Consider the following 20,107-nt stretch of genomic DNA (forward strand, 5'->3'; position numbering starts at 1 on the left):
ATTCCCAGCTTACTTTTACAGTATCTTTAATATTCTCTTCTGTTTTTTTAATGTTTCGACATCATTTAGACTCACTTTGTTCATTTTTTACTACTTCGTAAAAAATAAAAGAAAAAAATAACATCAATCCAATAATACTAATTACATGGACATGCTCCACCAATTGAAGAGCTACTGGATTATGGGTTCGATGCGCCGTAATTTGCAATACGGTTTTAACTGGTAACTGTGCTTGTTTGGCTAACAACCATAGAACACTCATCATTAACAACTGATGCGTCACACTGCCTTTTGTTTGGGTACTAAACTTGGTAATGATTCGAGTATCTTGCGGCAAATTTTCTTCTTGATAATACTTTTGATTCAGGAAATTACCAGTAGCACTAATAAAACAGCTTAATAGAAAAATCCCGATTGGAAAAAGCGGACGAAACAATAACAAGAATAACGAGAAGATAAATCCTCCAAGATGGATGATTCTAACATCTACTTTAGGCAACAGTCGATATAAAAATTTAATAACAACTGCTGATCCAATGATCCCTAAAATATACGGAACATACAAATTCGCAGTAAGACGATCTATTCCTAAACGTAGCGAAACATAAAATGTGCCAAAAAGCAGTAGAAAATTCATACACATCCCATTAGCAAACGTTAGCAAATTCAACCACAAAGGAAGCTTCCACATTTTCCTTTGGCGATTCAAATACCAAGCAGTGATCACAAATAACACAGAAAAGCCAATAATTCCAACATCCAAAAGCTGTGGATCAAACAACAGTCGAGCCGAACGAATAAATAACAACAATACAAAGAAAAACAAAAATAAAAAGAACTCTTTGATCGATATCACCTGTTTGTCGACTTCATTAAAATCAATTTCGTAGTCAGGATAATGAGTAACGGTATGATAGGCCGCTATATACAACAAGGTATATTCTCCTAAAACCAAAGGGATTCGCAACTCCTTCGTCAGCATCAATGAGGCGATTACGCCGCCTAATAGCAATAGGATAAACAGATATTTTCTACCCGTCAAAGCGGAATAACCTTGTCGTTTCTCATGATAATTAACGGTGGTATTAGCTGCTGGCAGCCACGATGCGCTAAGTCCTATTAAAACAGCCGAAAATAGATACGCTGGAAAGTAAAATTGTCCTAGCATCCCAATCAAACAGCCTGCGCCTCCAATCAGAATGGAAATAATCAGCACATTAAAACTCGTTAACGCCAATTTGAAGCTTTTTAACAAGAATATCCCAGTCATTCGGAATGTATAAAAAAGAACGAACGGTAAGACTCTCTCTAAAGTCGCACCATCACTTAAACTCAGAAATAAAAAATAAGGGATAAAAATAATTGTATTCGATAGAATAAAAGGTGCCACTTGCAAGCAATTGCGAGCTAATTCTTTTAATTTAGACATTACTTGATCTCCTTTAAAACGGTTTGTTATGTAGGTAGTCTACCACGTTCACAAGAAAAGTAAAATCCTCCACCCAACTAAAAAACGCCTATAACATAAATTATGCAATAGACGTCCTTTTTTATTAAAAAATAACTTTTTCTTTAAATTCCTACAGCACTTCATCCACTAATTTCGTTTGATTTTTCTCAAAAACTTTAAAGAATGGATAATAAACAAAAATACTCAAAACCACTAAGAAAATGTAGAAAACAATATTACGCCAGTCCATCGTCGCCAAATATGCTTGAGCAAAAAACGGTGTGAAAGACGGATCAACAATAAATCCTAGTGAAATCATCCCTATTTTTTGCGCAAAGTAGGTTAAAAACAGTGAAATAACCGGCATGATCAAAAACGGAATCCCTAAAATAGGATTAAACACAATTGGTAACCCAAAAATAACTGGCTCATTGATAGAACAAATTCCTGGTACAAAAGATAGTTTACCGATCGTTCGGTATTGCGGTACTTTACTAAACATCATCAAAATAACTAAACCTAACGTATTTCCAGCGCCGCCTAAAACAGAAATCCGAAACATCTGCAAGTTCATCAAATGTGTCATTGCTTCACCTGCGGCAGCTTGTTCTGCATTCAGTCCTGTTTGAGCTACACCTAATGTAAAGACAATTGGAAAAATGATCGACGAACCATTGATACCAAACAACCAGAGAACATTTCCTAGTGTCACGATCAATAACAAGCCACCTAAACTCCCAGCAATATTCACAGCCGGCGTTAGCACTGACATAACTGCATCAGGAAACGATTGATCGATCAAACCTAGAAACACCAAGTTTAATCCATAAAATAAAACAATATTCGTCAACAAAGGAATTAATGTATTAATGAACGTCACGACCATCGGCGGTACCGTATCCGGCAGTGAAATCTTAATGTTTTTCACTTCAAAGAAACGGCTGACTTCAACAACTAGCAGTCCTAAAATAATTGCTACAAACAGCCCATTTGTCCCTAAATATGCTAGAGAAATCGTACCATCCTTAACTGGTGTACAAACCAATAAGTACGTCACCATACTGACCATACCATTCATAGCAGCATTTAGTTTATACTCATTTGATAGTGAATAAGCGATTCCAAAAACGCTGATCAAACCAATGATCCCCATCGTCAAATTATAAGGCGCCGTAATCACATCATAATTAGCAACAGCAAATTCTTTCCACGCAGCCAAAAATTTCATAAACATCCCAGCATGAGCTGGATCATACTGATCTATATTGATGGGCGGATTGGCAAATATCAAGAAAAAAGAACCAATCACAATAAACGGTAATCCAAACATCATTCCAGTAGAAACCGCCTTAAGATGCCGCTGATTGCCAATTTTATTTGCAAACGGGCTTAAAATATCATTTAATCGATTTACAACAGATCCTTTATCACTTGCAGAGTTATTCATCAGAAGCTCCTCCTTAAACTTGCCAAGAATTAAATTCAAAAGCCGATTCAACGACTTCATTCGGGTCATAACGGTCAATGATTTTTGCATATTCTTCTTTGTAGTTATTGGTTACTTCAGCTTGCGGAATAACGAGACTAGCTTCATTCAAGAAATGTTTTGAGTCACGGCCCATCTCTTTACCGCGCGTTGTATGCTTATCCAAAGCGATATCTGGAATTTCCGGCACATGTCCCATCGCAAAACTTTTGATCACGATATTTTTTAATAAATCGGAAGAACGGTCTTTTTCAGAATTGCATAAATAGCGGATCGCATGGAAAAAGAACATCGCGCGATCAGATTCATTGTATTGAAACTCTTTACGCATTTGATTTAAATTATTGACCATTATCGCAGCTTGATCATTGCCCATCCCAATATCTTCTACCGAAATTGCTAGTAATCTGCGCCATAATTTTTCTTCAAACTGCGGAGACGTGATATACATTTCATAAGCAAAATCACACGCTGCACGTTCATTTCCACGACGAATAGACTTTTGCAAAGCAGAAACAACCTCATCGCCATTTAAATTATTTCTAGTTTTAACTCTTGCCCAGGGATCATTGATATATTCTTGTTCTGTCATGTTATAATACTCCTAACTAAATTGATTTTAAGGGTGATTCAAGTGAACATTGATAGTCTTGCTGAAAAATACCAATTGAATAAAACCGAAATCCAAATTTTACGGTATATGACCGACCATCGTCTGGAATTAAAAAATTTGGGTATCCGAGAAATTGCTAAACAAAGCTTTGTTTCAACTGCAACGATCATCAATATGGCGAAAAAAATGAATTTTACAGGGTACAGTGAACTTGTTTTTTACATTAGTGAATTCAATCTCAGCCAAGAACGTCTGGAAAAACATGATGTGATTAAAGCATATGGCGATCATTTTTTGACACTTTTGAAAAAATATCAGGGTAAAAACATCATGATTTTAGGTTCTGGTTTTTCACAAAATTTAGCGAATTACTTTTCTGAATACCTGAATCTTTACGGATTTAGAGCTACTTCTAATAGTCACTTAGAATTTTTAAGAGAAAGTCATAAGGATGATGTATTACTGATTTTCATCAGTAATTCCGGTAATACTGGTAGGATGTTTGAACTCGCAGAAATCGCTCAAACGAATGAGTTAGAAAGCATCTGCTTTGTCGGCAGTGATCAGTCTGCTATTAGCAAACTTTCTACGCTTTCTATCAGTACAAATACCTACTCTCCAAGCTCCCATCAAGATTTTTATCCCCAACTATTTTTTGGTACGGTTCTAATTCAATTTGAATTACTAATGAGTTATACACTTCAAAATTTACACTAGAAGAACGATTCGGCCGATGTCTCTTCATGACGTATTATAGTAGAAAAAAACGCCGAGAAAAAGCGCTTTCAGTCAAATGTGAACATGTTTATCGATTTATAAACATGTTTGTTTAACTCAAAATGAAAATCTCTGTGAAAAATTTTACGAAATTTACTTTTAATCTTTTTTTAATTTAAGCTTTCTGTTATAATGGTTTTCACATTTACTATACAATAGTAGATGAATGATCATATCGAAGGAGAGATAGATGTATGAAAACTGTTTACAATTTTTCAGCTGGTCCCGCCGTTTTACCTAAAAGTGTATTGGAAAAAGCACAATCCGAATTGGTGAATTACGAGAACAGCGGCATGTCCGTGATGGAGTTGAGTCATCGTTCCTCCCTTTTTGAAACGATCATTGAAAATGCCGAAACCTTACTCAGAGAATTGATGAATATTCCTGATAACTATAAAGTGCTCTTTTTACAAGGCGGTGCTAGTATGCAATTTACGATGGTTCCGTTGAATTTAGCACAGAATAAAAAAGCGTTATATGTCAACACTGGTTCTTGGGCGAAAAAAGCAATTAGTGAAGCGAAAAAACTAGGTAATATCGATGTTGAAGTGATTGCTTCAAGCGAAGACAAGAATTTCACCTATATTCCCGAAATCAATAAAGAAGATATTCCTCAAGATGCAGCCTATGTCCACATTACGACCAATAATACGATAGAAGGTACAACGATTTATGATTTACCTGATACAGGTGACGTACCGATTGTAGCTGATATGTCGTCAAATATTCTATCGATCGATTATAATGTCGCTGATTTTGGCTTGATTTATGCTGGAGCACAAAAAAACATTGGCCCTGCAGGATTGACGGTTGTCATCGTTCGTGATGATCTAATCGGTCAAGCAGATGTTCTTAGCGCTATGCTGGATTATGATATCCACGCGAAAAACGGCTCAATGTACAACACACCGCCGACCTACAGCATTTACATGGCTAAACTTGTCTTTGAATGGATCAAAGAACAAGGCGGCGTTAGTCAAATGGAAAAACAAAATAAAGAAAAAGCAGCTATTTTATATGATGAGATCGACTCATCTGACCTATTTTCTTCACCTGTTAATCCAAAAGACCGTTCAATCAACAATATTCCTTTTATTACTGGAAATGATGAATTAGATAAAAAATTCAACCAAGAAGCCCTAGCAGCAGGTTTTGAAAATTTAAAAGGTCACCGTTCTGTAGGCGGTATGCGTGCAAGTTTATACAATGCCTTTCCAAAAGCTGGTGTTGCAGCTTTAGTTGATTTGATGAAAAAATTCGAAGCAGAAAATGGAGGAACAAAATAGATGTATGATATTAAAACATTCAATGCAATTGCACCAGTTGGTTTAGCTCGTTTTAACGAAGAAAATTTTACGATCAATAAAACGGAAACACCAGCCGGCATCATTTTACGCAGTGAAAAACTCCATGACTATGCTTTTCCTGCTTCTGTTTTAGCCGTTGCTCGTGCGGGTGCTGGTACGAATAATGTTCCTGTTAAACAATGTACGGAAGACGGCATCGTTGTGTTTAATACACCAGGTGCCAATGCGAATGCTGTAAAAGAGCTAGTAATCGCTTGCCTACTTCTATCTGTTCGCCCAATCTTAAAAGGCTCTAACTGGGTTCAAACATTAACAGGCACTGACGCTGAAGAACAAGCTGAAGCACAGAAAAAACAGTTTGCCGGCACAGAATTAGAAGGAAAAAAATTAGGTGTGATCGGTCTTGGAGCGATCGGTGCGATGGTTGCCAATGATGCCTATCGTTTAGGTATGGAAGTTACAGGCTTTGATCCTTTTGTCTCAGTCGATACGGCTTGGAGTATCTCACGTCGGGTCAAACGAGCGCAAAGTATGGAAGAAGTCTTAAAAACCTGCGATTTCGTCACTGTTCACGTTCCTTTATCTGAAAATACCCATCATTTGATTGGCAAAGAACAACTGGCATTAATGAAAGAGAATGCTGTTTTGCTTAACTTTGCTCGTGGTGAATTAGTTGAAACACAAGCCGTAATAGACGCTCTGGCTCAAGGAGAAATCAGTAATTTTGTAACAGATTTTGCCGATGAACGTTTATTGCACAACGAAAAAATCTTAGTGCTCCCTCATTTAGGTGCATCAACAGAAGAAGCTGAAATCAATTGTGCAAAAATGGCTGCTCGTACACTAAAAAAATTCCTAGAAACAGGCAATATCAAACGCTCTGTCAATTTTCCAACAGTTGAAATGGCCTTCAATTCACCATTCCGTTTCACAATTGTACACAGAAACGTTCCAAATATGTTAGGCCAAATCTCAACTGGTATTGCAAACTTGGATATCAATATCGAGACAATGATCAACCGCAGTCGTGACGATTACGCCTATACGATCGTTGATATTTCTGAAACGGACGAAGCCAAAATCAATGCCGCAGCTAAAAAAATTCAAGCGGCAGAAAACATCATTCGAGTACGCACAATTAAAAATACAGAGGCGGTGAGTTATTAATGGTTATGATTCATCCTTTTAAAAGCATTCGACCAGCAGCTGAGTTTAGCGAAAAGATCGCCACATTGCCTTATGATGTTTTAAATTCTGCAGAAGCACGTGAACTAGGCGAAAATAATCCTCATTCCTACCTGCATATTGATAAAGCTGAAATTGATTTACCTGAGACACTTTCGCCTTACGATGATCAAGTGTACGAAAAAGCTGCGAATAATTTACAAAGCTTCTTACAAAAACAATGGCTGATTCAAGATGACCAACCGCTGTTATATCTTTATGAACTAACTATGAATGGACGCGCTCAAACAGGTCTTGTGACTTGTACATCGATCACTGATTACACAGCAGGTAAAATCAAAAAACATGAATTTACCCGACCAGAAAAAGAAGTCGATCGTATCCATCATATTGAAGCATGTGATGCGAATACTAGCCCGATTTTCCTAACGTACCGTAAAAATGAACAGATTCAAACGTTGATGGATAATTGGAAAAAATCACATGAACCAGTCTACGATTTCACTAGTTTTCATGAAGTTACTCACCGTGTTTGGCTTGTTGATCAACCAGAAGTAATCAAACAGCTAGTTGCGACTTTTGCTCAAGATGTGCCCGCTTTATATATCGCAGACGGTCATCACCGAACAGAATCAGCGGTAAAAGTTGGACAAAAGAAAAAAGCAGCTCGACCTAATGCAGCTGACACAGCTGAATTCAACTACTTCTTATCCGTGATTTTTCCAAAAGAAGAACTGGAAATTTTAGATTATAATCGGGTCTTGAATGTACCAATCGAAACAGATTTCTTTGAACGTTTGGAAAAGAATTTCACAGTCATAAAAACAGACACTGGAAAACCAACTCAAGCAAAAACTTTCGGCATGTATTTGGACGGTCAGTGGTTTCATCTGACTGCGAAAGATACGATCTTATCTGATGATCCAGTTGATGGCTTAGATGTTTCATTACTGCAAAATCATGTATTTGCAGCTATTTTTGACATTCAAGATGTTCGCACAGATAAACGGATCGATTTTGTTGGCGGAATTAGAGGCATGCAGGAATTAGAACAATTAGTTGATAGCAGCAAGTGGACAGTAGCTTTCGCTGTTTATCCAACAACGATGGATGATTTATTAAATGTTGCAGACGCAGGCAAAATCATGCCGCCAAAATCAACTTGGTTTGAACCTAAATTGTTAAGTGGATTATTTGTTCATGATTTAGAGACAAAAGACGCATAAAACTGTAAAATAGAAGAATAAAATCTAAGCTTGGACAAAAGCCAAATTTTTGTCCAAGCTTTCTTGCAAATAAACGGAAAAGACTAGATAATAGCCTTATCTAAAATAAACTGGAAAAGTTAGGAAATAAGTGAGGTCAACCATGCGAAAACAATTAAAAGCAGCAAAACGAATCGTCATCAAAGTTGGGACAAGTACCTTGATTTACCCCAATGGAAATATCAATTTAAGCGCCATCGATCAATTGGCATTTACCTTATCCGATTTGCGTAACCAAGACAAAGAGATCATCTTAGTTTCATCTGGCGCGATTGGTGTAGGTTTAAATAAATTAAACATGGACAAACGACCCCCAACCATTCCAGAACAACAAGCAGTTGCAGCAGTCGGACAAGCCGAATTGATGAATATTTATAACCAACGCTTTTTGACTTACAATCAGCAAATTGCTCAGCTTTTATTGACCAGAGATGTGATCGAATACCCTGAGAGCCGTAAAAATGTAACCAACACAATAGAACAACTCCTGCAAATGGGGATCATTCCTGTCATTAATGAAAATGATACCGTGGCTATTGACGAATTGGACCATCTGACAAAATTTGGTGATAATGACCAACTATCGGCGATTGTAGCCCAATTGATTCAAGCAGATGCGCTGATCATGCTTTCTGATATTGATGGTTTTTTCTCTGACAATCCGAATATCAATAAAGACGCCACCCTGTTCTCTGAAATCAATGAAATCAACGACGAGCTTTTACAAGTAGCAGGAGGTAAAGGCAGTCGCTTTGGAACGGGCGGAATGTACAGTAAATTAAAAGCCGCAGAACGGGTTTTAGAACATAATGGTGCGATGGTTTTAGCTAATGGTCAGCAACCAAAGATTATTTTTGATATTTTAGACGGTGAGATGATCGGGACATTATTTATTTAATTCAAAAAAGGAGGAACGCTTCATGACCGATTTAACAAAACTTGGCAAACAAGCTAAAGAAACCGCCTATCAACTAGGTTTGATGGATACAAAAACAAAAAATGATTTGTTACTGCACATGGCGGATGAACTAGAAAAAAATACAACTAAAATCTTGACTGAAAATCAAAAAGATTTAGCCGCAGCCAACGAAAATGGCATTACTGACACCATGCTGGATCGCTTACGTTTAACAGACGAACGTATTAAAGAAATGGCTGACGGAATCCGCCAAGTTGCAACTTTACCTGATCCAATCGGTGAAGTCGATAAGATGTGGAAAAATGAAGATGGTTTGATGATCGGCAAACAACGTGTGCCACTAGGCGTGATTGGTATCATCTATGAATCACGTCCCAATGTGACGACAGATGCGGCAAGTCTTTGTTTTAAAACGGGTAACGCTGTGATTTTACGCGGTGGCAAAGAAGCTTTTCATTCAAATCAAATCTTAGTAACTGTTTTACAACAAGCATTAGAACAAAAAGGTGCATCTCCTTTTGCAATCCAATTCGTGAATGATACTTCTAGAGAAACTGCTCAACAATTGATGAAATTAAATGATTATCTAGATGTTTTGATCCCTCGCGGCGGCGCTAACTTGATTAAAACAGTGTTAACAACTGCAACCGTTCCAGTAATCGAAACAGGAACTGGCAATTGCCACATATATATTGATAAAGACGCACAATTAGAGATGGCAACAACTATCATCGTCAATGCCAAATGCCAACGTCCTTCTGTTTGTAATTCAGCAGAAACATTATTGATCCATCAAGAAGTTGCAGCAGATTTCCTACCTGTTATCGAAAAAGCGCTGAACGAATACAATGTGGAATTGCGTGCAGATGAACGAGCATTAGCCATTTTTGAACAAGCAATTCCAGCAACCGAGGAAGATTGGGCAACTGAATTTAATGACTATATTTTAGCGGTAAAAGTCGTGGACTCCTTAGATGAAGCCATTCAGCACATCAATCGTTACAATACGAAACATTCGGAAAGTATCATTAGCGATAATTACTTTGCTACACAACAATTTTTACAACAAGTTGATGCAGCGGCTGTTTATGCTAATGCGTCCACACGTTTTACGGATGGTTTTGTTTTTGGCTTTGGCGCTGAGATCGGAATCAGTACGCAAAAACTTCATGCACGCGGTCCGATGGGCCTAGAGGAACTTACTTCTACGAAATATATTGTTTATGGCGACGGACAGTATCGAAAATAACTAATAAAACATAAAAAAATTCCTTAGGGTCAGATGCCTCTAAGGAATTTTTACATATTCTTTATGCATTATATTTCTATACATCCCTGGAATAGACTCCCAAGAAACAAACGATATCCAGCGCACATAGAGTCCTTTGTGCTGCACTAACGCATAATTTCTCCCTTCAGGTGCTTGACCTCCGGAAAAATTCAGCTTCCTTCACCAAAAGGATCATCTAAAACCCATATATCTTCATAGGGATCTGGAATTTGTAACTCCTCACTATTTTGATACTCTTTTCCTCCATTTAGAAATCGTTTTATCTGAAACATTCAATTTTTCTGCTAAATCTTTATTTTTTTAACTGTGTCTTTAATTCCACTATCCAAGCTCCTTTCTGATTATAATTTATAATAATAAGATTCATTACACTACCTTGTCTTTGTAGACAAAGAGATTATATAGTCTATGTTTTGTAGAGTCCTGATAAATCAACGTTTTCTCATTCTTTTATTATACAAAAAAGAAGCGGCATTTCATGTGCTTATTTTAACTCTGCTACTTATTTTATGAACAATAAAATTCACTCCAGATATACAATTAGAATTCATTTTGATAAACTATTTATAAATATAAAGTTATACACAATTCAAAGGAGGTTTTCTCATGAAACGCGATGGCCACACCCATACAGAATTTTGTCCACATGGAAAAGTCGAGGACACAGAGTTACTGATTCAGCGTGCAATCAGCCTTGGATTTAAAGAATACAGCATCACAGAGCATGCACCGTTACCCACAGGCATAGAAAAAATAGCCGCTGGAGAGCCCAAAGTGTGGACAACCGCATCAATGGCTTTGAATGATGTGGATAACTATTTTAAAAAAATGAGTGCCTTGCGGAAAAAATACGCTGCTGACATAATTATCCACATTGGCTTTGAATTGGATTATTTTTCGGAATTTGAAAGTTGGACGCGTGATTTCTTATCTGAATACGGGTCCCAAACAGACGATGGCGTGTTATCTGTGCACTTTCTTGAAGGAGAAGGCGGATTGCGTGGGATTGACTACTCTTATGAAGAATATAAAACAGGTGTCGTTGATTATTTAGGCAGCTTTGAAAAGGCTCAGAATAGTTACTATCAAAAGGTTTTAGCCTCTTTAAACGCCGATTTAGGTCCTTTTAAACCGACTCGCTTAGGACATATCTCTTTGTGCCAAAAATTCGAACGTTCTTTTGATGAGAAGATAACTTATTCTGATGAAAACAAAGCACTTGTCCACACCCTTTTAACTGGCGTGCAACAGGAAAAATACAGCTTAGATTTGAACACAGCTGGATTTTATAAACAAGGTTATCAACAGAGTTATCCACAGGTGTGGATAACTGAAAAAGCTAACAAAATGGGGATTCCTTTGGTTTATGGATCGGATACTCATTCATTAGCTGATGTTGGGCAAGGATATGAGAAAATCAGGCAATGGATTTAGAAAAAGCCTAAGATTCGCAGAGATTTCTACTCGCGAATCTTAGGCTTTTTTTAATTTAAAACCTTATATTGTGGCGTTTTCACTAGCTCATACATCGTGATTTGATCGGCATTTCCTGCAGCTTCATCAAAACGAATAATTTGAATCGTAAAATTCTCATACATCTTCACATACATCTGTCTCTGATTTAAATCATAAATCGAAGTATATTGTGTATATTGCCGATCTTGACCTTCTGGTTCATTTAATTTGATTACACCTTTGACAATATCAGATGTGGATAAAATGTGAAAACCTTTGTTGATAATCTCTTTATCCCCAACAGGATCACTAAATTTCAATAAATACGATGCTCGAACAAAGCGTGATGTTGCTGTATAGTCTCCAGGAAGACCATGTAATCCAGAACCTTTTCCAGCTGAAAGAACATTCTTTTCTTGAAACGACGTATCTTTAGCATTTACATCAGATAACCCTGTATAATTCTCCAAATTTGTCATATGCCAGTCAAACTTAGGACTGTTAGTCATCACACCAATTGGATTTTCGTAAACATCAAAGCCTAATTTTTGCGAAGGTTCAACAACAATCGTTCTACCAGTAGCATCGGTGAACATAAAATGTTGCGGCAAGCCAGGTGCTTTACCATTTGTGGAAAGATCTGCTATCGCTACACAAGAAATCTTTTCTTCAATTTCTTGTGTATCCTTACAATTAGCAAGCACCCAAAAAACAAACTGCTCAGCTACTAGTGGAAACTTACCAGCTTGCTTAATTTCTTGTACCGTTGAGTATCGATTAAATTCTGCAAAATATTGTGTAATCCCAACAAGCTCAAATTGGTTAACACCATCTATCACACTTTGACCAGCTGTATTTTTCCCTTCTTTTACTCCTATACCTAATACGGAATAAACAGTCTGCCACTTTTCAATACTCTCTGTGATTTCCATTTTCGCAGGAATTTGAACACCTACATAATCAAAATCGATATTATATTCTTGCGTTCTTCCTAAATAATTGTTTCCTTCTAGTGATGTCAAATGAATACCTGTACACATGATGATCCCTTACTTTCCTTAATCTTGTTTTATATTATCTATTATACACATGTTATTGTAGAAACAACCAATTAAAGAGTTTTCCCAATTTATCCCTATCGAAACCTTTCGATTTTCTTTAATTTTTTCTTTCTGACAATCAATTTTTCAGTGGATATGCTAAACTATATATATTCTATTTATTACGTTGTGAGGTTGATTATGAAGAAAAAAATACAAGCATTTATCAAAGAAAACTGGCCTTATATGACCGCTAGTTTTTTCATTCCTTTTTTTGTGATGGTCATTGTTTATTTAAGTTTAGGCATTTATCCTGGCAGCAGCCGTAGTGTGATGGCGAGTGATTCTTTTTCACAATTTTCCAACTTTCATGCTAGTTTTAATAATGTGCTCCATGGAAAGCAAAGCATTTTCTATACTTGGAATGCCTCCCTCGGGCTAAACTATCTCTCGCTGATTTCTTATTATCTGGGTGGACTATTTACACCGCTCGTCATTTTCTTTAAAAATCAGAACATCCCTGATGCGCTATACTTGATCACTTTATTGAAAATCGGTTCAGCTGGATTGGCTTTTTGGGTCTTTGCTAGAAATACTTACAAGATACCAAAATGGGGCCATGTTATGCTTAGTGTTCCTTATGCTTTGATGTCGTTTGCTACAGCTCACTCAGAAATTATTATGTGGCTAGATGCCTTTACTTACCTCCCACTGGTTATTCTAGGAATTCATCGCTTGATGGATGAACGAAAACCGACACTGTTATTTGTCAGTTACTTGCTATTATTTATTTCCAATTTCTATATGGGCTTTATGATTGGTGTTTTCTCTTTCCTATACTTTATCGCCCGAATGTTGACAAACTGGAAGATTTACAAAAAGCGAATCCTACCTTATGGGATCACCTCCCTTTTAGCAGGTGGCGCTTCGATGATCTTGGTGTTGCCAGCTGTCCTTGATTTACGGGCAAATGGTGAAACTTTATCTGAAGTAACTCAGTTTAAAACCGAAGCGACCGCTTTTTGGGATATCGTGATGAAAAATATGGTCGGTGTCTATGATACAACAAAATATGGCTCGATCCCGTTTATCTATGTTGGGCTACTTCCCTTGATTTTCTGTGTCTTTTATTTTGTCACAAGAGAAATTCCGCGGAAAAACAAGTTCTTATTCGGTAGTCTATTTCTTATTTTGATCGCTAGTTTTTATATCACCCCGTTAAATCTATTTTGGCACGGTATGCACGCGCCAAATATGTTCTTGTTCCGCTACAGCTTCTTATTTTCTTTCTTAGTTGTTCTGTTGGCAGGTTACGGGTTTGAGAAATTTAAACTAGATGATTTAGGTTTGTTAGCGGGTTCCACGATTATGTTGATTGCAGTCTTTGCTTTAGCTGAAGGGACAAAAGGCGCAACAAGCTATGACTATATTCCGATATCAGCGTTTATTATCACGATTTTATTTTTACTGCTGTACCTAGCGGGGATCGTTTTTTATCAATTGAAAAAAATTCCGATGCATTATTTGATCATCCTTCTGTTGCTACTTGTTTCGACTGAAGCGTTCATCAATACAAATACGATGTTAAAAGGCATTTTAAACGACTGGAACTATGCTTCCCGCAGTCTTTACTCTGAGCCTTACCCATCGATCAAAAAACTCGTTGATAAGACTAAAAAAGACAATGATACCTTTTACCGTTTAGAGAACTTAAATCCAGTTTCTTCTAATGACAGTATCAACTACGGCTATAGCGGAGTCAGCCTGTTTTCTTCGATTCGAAATCGTCATTCTTCTTCTTATTTGAATGAATTAGGCTTCCGCTCTAGAGGAACAGGATTAAACATTCGTTATCCAAACAATACGCTATTGATGGATTCTCTAGTCGGAATCAAATACAATATTTCTGAGAGTGATCCATTAAAATTTGGCTTTTTCCCAACAGATAAAGCGAACAAATTTTCACTATATGAAAATAGCAATGCCTTACCGTTAGGCTTTTTAGCAGATACAGATATCTACAAAGTCAAACAACCAGCTAATGATAATTTAAGTAGCCAAACTAAATTATTCAATGCGCTGTCTGGACAAAAAGAAAATTACTTCACATTTTATCAACCAACAATCATTGATAAAAAGAATGTAAAAATCGAACAAAATGCGAATTCAGTGACCTATCGGGAACTACAAAACAATGTCGCAAAAGATATTACTTGGACAGTCGATGTACCTGCAAATACACAAGCTTATCTTAGCCTGTTCCCAACGGATTTTGGGCAATTAGAAAGTTCGTCTGCAACAATATCTGTGAATGGAACTAGTCAAAAATCACAAATCAATATCACCGGGCAATATTATAATATCGGCTATTATGATAAACCGACTAGCGTTACATTTACGGTGAGTTTCTATGGAACAACTGCAGTCAGCTTTATGGAGCCCAAAGTGGTCGGCTTAGATACAAAAGCCTTTGAACGTTCCGTTCAGGCAATTCAAGATAAAGGTGCTGATTTAACGGCTAAAGGACGTAAAGCAATTGGTACCGTGACCGCTGACAAAGATCAAGTTCTCTTGACAACAATCCCTTATGACAAAGGTTGGAAAGCCTATGTAGATGGGAAAAAAGTACCCGTCAAAGCCTTTAAAAAAGCCTTTGTTAGCGTTCCTGTAACACAAGGTGAACATACGATTGAATTTGTCTATATGCCAGAAGGTTTTGTACTTGGTGTGATTCTGTTTATTGTTTGTATTGGTGGGTTTGTTGTTTATGTACGATTCACGAACAAACCAAAACTGACATTAGTAAAACCTAATAAACGTAAACGTAGAAAACGTTAATTTGATATTTTGTGAAGGAGCTTTGTTATGAAGCTCCTTTATTTTTTTGTTATACAGACTTCTTTTCTTCTGAGATATTTGCTATTACTTGGTTCCAGCTGACACTGTTTAATTGCTTTTCAGCTGTTGTCAGTGGTTCTTGCTAAGAAGCCAACCGTTTAAAGGTCTCTCTCAGATTGATGACTTCTTGATAAAGAACAGCTTTGATACATACAGCGGAATTTTTCATTAGTAACTTCTCCTTTTTTAGTGATTTTTTTGATTGAAAGTAAATGAGAAAAAGAAAAAACGATAGAGATTACCGCCTCTACCGTTGATCTGATTATAAGCCTGTAACAAGATTCTTTCACCGATTTCGGAAAAATTTCAAAAACTGTCTAGAAATTCTTACAAAAATCAGGTGAAATAAAGAAGCTAGTGCTACAGTTCTAGTAATCAGGCAACTTAGATGGAGAGTTATGGCTTTCCCTTTAAGGCTTCATCTTTTGGTTGGTGCCAATGACGAAGTGCCTAAGTGCCTGTTTTTCTTTTTCTCAAAATTTATAGGATAGAAAACAAAAAAAGACGGTTACAGATGTGACTGCAATCGTCTACAACAGGCAAGGCAAAGAAACTCTACTTCTACTTATTATTGAAAGGAGCAGGTTGGTAGCCGTACCAGAAAGTGCCAATTCTATTATTTATCTTCATGCTAATTATTTCTATCCTACATATTTGAATATACATAAAGAAACGTCTGTTCGCAATAAGAATTCTTACATTCCTTGATTAAATAACATCAAAAATGGCTCCCTTATGTATAAGATAAAATAACAGAAAATTTTTTATCGTTTCTTACTCCATAAACAGAAATAACTACCTATTTAATTATTTCTGATATTTTGTTACAATTGATAAAATGGACATTTAAGGAGAATTCTATGAGGAAAGTAATTAGATGGCTTCTGCTCGTAATATTAATTGTATTTTTATGTAGTTGTGGAAAAAGTGGTACTACAGATAATGCTAAAATATCTATAGATGAGGATACAGGATCATTTACTAAAAAAGAAATTTATTCTGCAATTAATACAGTAAAAAAAGATTTTAAGGGCTTTAAAGGTGGAGAAATGTTAGAACTTTCTTTTAACTATAATAGATATCTTAAGGATATTACAAACTATTTGAAAGAAAACAGCATTAACGACTATGAGTTGAAAGATTATATTGTATTGTATGGAGATTTTAAAATAGATGATCCTGGTAAGAATTCTAGTTTTGCACCAAATTCTAAAATATTGGGATATATGTGGATTATGAAGAAATCAAATACAGATAAATGGTATGTAATATTTAAAGGTATGTAACATTTAATATTTAAACAACTTTTCCCTTATGATAATATAATGAAAAAAGGAGGAGTTTAAAATGAAGAAAATCTTATTCACTATTTTACTAGTAGGTATAATGTTGTCTTATAATTGGAATGAAGCAAATGCTGAAGATGGCCAATCAATTAGCGAGACTATCCAACAATTAGAAATCCAAAAGAAAAAAGGAACTAGGTCAAATGTCAATAGCTACATGATGAAAACAATTGCTGAGACAGAAGAAAGTCTTATTAATGAGTTAAGTTCTCATTCTATTGTGGTTGACCCGACTAATCTAGAATACTTAGATATTTTAAATAAAATAATCTCGGAAGAAATTATTTTAGACTTCAGTAATAAAGAGGAGATTTATGAATATATTTCTGTTTATCAGGCTCGTATTGCCCCTTATCAAGCTGATCAAACAACAAATACAGAGTCCTATAACTTATTTGTAAATAATAGAACCGAATTGTTACAAAGAACTTTTGAAAGTATTAAACAAGAGAATATGATGCAACTTTTAGAAGCAGATAAAATTAATTCTCAGAAAAATAGATCTAGAGCAGCTGTTTTCAACAGAAAAAAACCAAATTTATCAGCAATGAACAGCTATGCTAAGAAGTTTGCTATGGGTTATAATAGCATGCAATATCCTAAATACACCAATGGAGATTGTACAAATTTTGCTTCACAAATTTTAGAAAGAAGCGGGTTAATGTCTGTTAATAAAAGAAATGACTCTGGTCAAGTATGGTATTGTGATGGTAATTTTAATACTACTGTTGCTTGGAGATTAGCACATTCATGGGCATTGTATTGGACAGCAGAGGGTTATCCAACTAGAACCTTTGGTGATAGACAAACTAATCAAGTAAATAGTTATGCGAAAGCAGGTGATTTTCTTGCTTACTTCACAAGAGGAACATACCAAATCAACCATATTACCTATGTTAATAGAAAAGATGGGAATGGTAATATACGTGTTTCACAGCATTCAGGTGCACGATATGATGATACTTGGAAAAACATTAATGTCTGGAGCAATTATAACCAAATTATATCAATCAGATTTACTTAAAAAAGTATTTATGATGCAAACTAAATTTATATAATGATATGCAATGAAAAAACATAATTAGTATTTCAGCTCATACTAATTATAACTTTATAGTTTTGATTGCTTTTATAAGCATTAATTAATAGTTCATATATTTCCATAAAAAGCGTTAGACAAACACTTTTTATGGATTTTTTGTACTGTTAATCGTAAATTTCTACAAAACAAATAAAAATCAATTTCAATGAAACCTTTTTGGCAAAATTAGAGTCTAATAGCTATAAACGGGAAGGAGAAATTTATGGAAAAGGGGTTACAAATAAGTTTGGTCAAAAAAGCAAAAAATGGTGATGCTCAAGCGTTTATAAAACTTTGTGAAGCCTATCAGGTTGTATTATACAATTCTGCTTATAAATTGCTTTTAAATAATCAAGATGTTGCTGATTGTCTACAAGAAACTGAAATTCGCGCATGGCAAAAAATTAGCAACATACATAATGAAGCAGCATTCAATACTTGGATTTTTAGAATAATGATCAACATCGCTCAGGATATTTTAAAGAAGAGAGTTGAAGTGCTTGAATTTGAAGAAAGCTATATGAGCACAACAGAGAACAACTACGAAAGGGTTGAATTAGAATCAGAGTTTAATAAACTGCCAGAAAGATATAGGCTCCCAATCATTTTGCACTATTATGCTGGATTTAGCATTAATGAAATTTCAGAACAATTGAATCTATCTAAAAACACAGTTAAAACAAGACTTGCACGAGGTAGAGTGAAGTTAAAAATTTTATTGGAGGGAGAAGAAAATGGGTAAAAAGAAGATTGATATGATTAAACAAGAAAAGGAAATTCCAAATGATGTAATGAAAACATTGGTTCAGAATCGAGAAGATATCTTACACAACAAAATCAAACAAGATAAAAAGAAAATCAAATATAAGAAACAAATTGTATTTACTCTTGCAATAGTAGCAATATTAATCTTAATGGTCATAATAAACCCACAAAGCAATACAGCAATCAAAAATGCTTTAGGAATTAGTCAAGATGCAGGTGTGGCTATGATAGAAAATAACGATATACCAAGTGATCTTCATTTAACTAGTATACAAAATGGGCGTGAGATTACACTAACAAAATTTGTATCAACAAAGAAAAAATTTGCTTTTGATTATCAATTTAAATTAGATGATGAAAAACTAAAAGAGTTACTGAAAAAACAAAGTTCCCCTGATCGGATATTTACTAAAAATGCGCCAAATGCTCAACATATTGAGCTTGGTCTGTTTGTTAATGATAGCGATGAAGACATGTTTGGCGGTGTTTCATCACAATCTACTTTTCGCATAGAAGGAGATACTTTTTATGGTTCCGTCGTAGCAACATTTACTCGGGAAAAAATTCCTGAGGATGCTAAATTAACCCTTCACATCTATAAACTAGTTTGGCAAGATGCGGAAGAACTTGATCAAGCATTTCTGGAAGCTTCAAAAACCAATAGTCCTTTTGGTGTAGATAACGCTTTGGAATATGAAGGTGATTGGCGTTTTGATATTGATTACAAACCATTGACCCAAACTGCGAAGACCAAAATCAGCAATGTGAGTAATATCTCTGATATAAAAGTGAGTAATGATCCATTACAAACAACTGTTAAATTTACTGCACCTCTTCAATTAGAAAGTTATCCAGCAGTGACACTTTATAAAGATAGTGTTAAAACTGATGATCAGATTTTTACGGAAATGCATAACACTGAAACTGGTGAAGTGACGACTTCTTTCAGTCTAAGCGCACTAGATAAAACATCTGTTTATACGATTCAACTAAACGAAATTGACTTTGAAGGTAAACCAATTGAAGAAATTGGATATTTTGATATTCAAAATGAATAAACTACCGTTTATGCTCTATGCACAGGGTCTACAAATACATTTCTAAAAAAACAGAAAGTAACATCCAAATAAACAATGTGAAAAAGTCAGGTTCTTCGGCAATTTCCTAAAAACCGCCCAATGCATAAAACGCATTGGACGGTTTTTAGTCCAATTGCTCGAACCTAAACG

17 protein-coding genes are annotated in these 20,107 nt (G+C 35.7%); 12 read left to right on the forward strand and 5 right to left on the reverse strand.

Translation table 11 applies throughout. The annotated features are described in order from the left end of the window. Positions 1-61: 61 nt before the first annotated feature. From JZO69_RS12850 to JZO69_RS12860, 3 genes are all read right to left on the reverse strand, one after another. Positions 62-1,429 carry a hypothetical protein gene (locus tag JZO69_RS12850; RefSeq protein ID WP_207113266.1) on the reverse strand — a complete coding sequence of 456 codons (1,368 nt, stop codon included), beginning with the start codon at positions 1,427-1,429 and terminating at the stop codon, positions 62-64. A gap of 151 nt (positions 1,430-1,580) precedes the next feature. Beyond that, complete coding sequence (locus JZO69_RS12855) at positions 1,581-2,897, reverse strand: PTS sugar transporter subunit IIC (RefSeq protein WP_207113267.1); 1,317 nt, start codon at positions 2,895-2,897, stop codon at positions 1,581-1,583. A 13-nt stretch (positions 2,898-2,910) separates the two neighbouring features. Further along, a complete protein-coding gene (locus tag JZO69_RS12860) occupies positions 2,911-3,528 on the reverse strand; it encodes an AAA family ATPase (protein ID WP_207113268.1) in 618 nt (205 codons plus the stop codon). Positions 3,529-3,570: 42 nt separating this feature from the next. Between JZO69_RS12860 and JZO69_RS12865 the strand changes: the two genes are divergently transcribed. The 6 genes from JZO69_RS12865 (at position 3,571) to JZO69_RS12890 (ending at position 10,251) form a co-directional block, all read left to right on the forward strand. Continuing rightward, complete coding sequence (locus JZO69_RS12865) at positions 3,571-4,266, forward strand: SIS domain-containing protein (protein WP_207113269.1); 696 nt, start codon at positions 3,571-3,573, stop codon at positions 4,264-4,266. Positions 4,267-4,520: 254 nt separating this feature from the next. Continuing rightward, the gene (serC, locus tag JZO69_RS12870) at positions 4,521-5,612 is read left to right on the forward strand and encodes a 3-phosphoserine/phosphohydroxythreonine transaminase (protein WP_207113270.1); all 1,092 of its coding nucleotides are present in this window, start codon (positions 4,521-4,523) and stop codon (positions 5,610-5,612) included. Continuing rightward, the gene (locus tag JZO69_RS12875) at positions 5,613-6,800 is read left to right on the forward strand and encodes a phosphoglycerate dehydrogenase (RefSeq protein ID WP_207113271.1); all 1,188 of its coding nucleotides are present in this window, start codon (positions 5,613-5,615) and stop codon (positions 6,798-6,800) included. Beyond that, a complete protein-coding gene (locus JZO69_RS12880) occupies positions 6,800-8,044 on the forward strand; it encodes a DUF1015 domain-containing protein (RefSeq protein ID WP_207113272.1) in 1,245 nt (414 codons plus the stop codon). The genes JZO69_RS12875 and JZO69_RS12880 overlap by 1 nt, the downstream gene beginning before the upstream one ends. A gap of 142 nt (positions 8,045-8,186) precedes the next feature. After that, entirely contained in the window at positions 8,187-8,981 is a 795-nt protein-coding gene (proB, locus tag JZO69_RS12885; RefSeq protein WP_207113273.1) for a glutamate 5-kinase, read from the forward strand. Between the two features lie 22 nt (positions 8,982-9,003). Next, positions 9,004-10,251: a glutamate-5-semialdehyde dehydrogenase gene (locus JZO69_RS12890; RefSeq protein ID WP_207113274.1), complete on the forward strand. Its 1,248-nt coding sequence runs from the start codon at positions 9,004-9,006 to the stop codon at positions 10,249-10,251. Positions 10,252-10,442: 191 nt separating this feature from the next. Here JZO69_RS12890 and JZO69_RS16765 read toward each other — a convergent pair whose 3' ends face one another. Beyond that, entirely contained in the window at positions 10,443-10,565 is a 123-nt protein-coding gene (locus JZO69_RS16765) for a hypothetical protein (protein WP_277989632.1), read from the reverse strand. A gap of 334 nt (positions 10,566-10,899) precedes the next feature. On the opposite strand from JZO69_RS16765, the gene hisJ reads away from it, so the two are divergent. Then, entirely contained in the window at positions 10,900-11,727 is an 828-nt protein-coding gene (hisJ, locus tag JZO69_RS12900; RefSeq protein WP_207113275.1) for a histidinol-phosphatase HisJ, read from the forward strand. 50 nt (positions 11,728-11,777) lie between these two features. Here hisJ and JZO69_RS12905 read toward each other — a convergent pair whose 3' ends face one another. Next, a complete protein-coding gene (locus JZO69_RS12905) occupies positions 11,778-12,788 on the reverse strand; it encodes a linear amide C-N hydrolase (RefSeq protein WP_207113276.1) in 1,011 nt (336 codons plus the stop codon). A 201-nt stretch (positions 12,789-12,989) separates the two neighbouring features. On the opposite strand from JZO69_RS12905, the gene JZO69_RS12910 reads away from it, so the two are divergent. From JZO69_RS12910 to JZO69_RS12930, 5 genes are all read left to right on the forward strand, one after another. Continuing rightward, positions 12,990-15,626: a YfhO family protein gene (locus JZO69_RS12910; RefSeq protein WP_207113277.1), complete on the forward strand. Its 2,637-nt coding sequence runs from the start codon at positions 12,990-12,992 to the stop codon at positions 15,624-15,626. 920 nt (positions 15,627-16,546) lie between these two features. Beyond that, entirely contained in the window at positions 16,547-16,972 is a 426-nt protein-coding gene (locus JZO69_RS12915; RefSeq protein ID WP_207113278.1) for a hypothetical protein, read from the forward strand. Positions 16,973-17,033: 61 nt separating this feature from the next. Continuing rightward, positions 17,034-18,056, forward strand: coding sequence for an amidase domain-containing protein (locus JZO69_RS12920; RefSeq protein WP_207113279.1), 1,023 nt, complete (start codon positions 17,034-17,036; stop codon positions 18,054-18,056). 280 nt (positions 18,057-18,336) lie between these two features. Continuing rightward, positions 18,337-18,855 (forward strand): RNA polymerase sigma factor, encoded by a 519-nt coding sequence (locus tag JZO69_RS12925; protein WP_207113280.1) that lies wholly within the window; start codon positions 18,337-18,339, stop codon positions 18,853-18,855. Beyond that, positions 18,848-19,936, forward strand: a complete 1,089-nt coding sequence (locus tag JZO69_RS12930) for a hypothetical protein (protein WP_207113281.1) — start codon at positions 18,848-18,850, stop codon at positions 19,934-19,936. Before JZO69_RS12925 ends, JZO69_RS12930 begins: the two co-directional genes overlap by 8 nt. Positions 19,937-20,107 lie beyond the last annotated feature (171 nt).

Source organism: Candidatus Enterococcus ikei, assembly GCF_017316105.1.
Lineage (GTDB): Bacteria > Bacillota > Bacilli > Lactobacillales > Enterococcaceae > Enterococcus_L > Enterococcus_L ikei.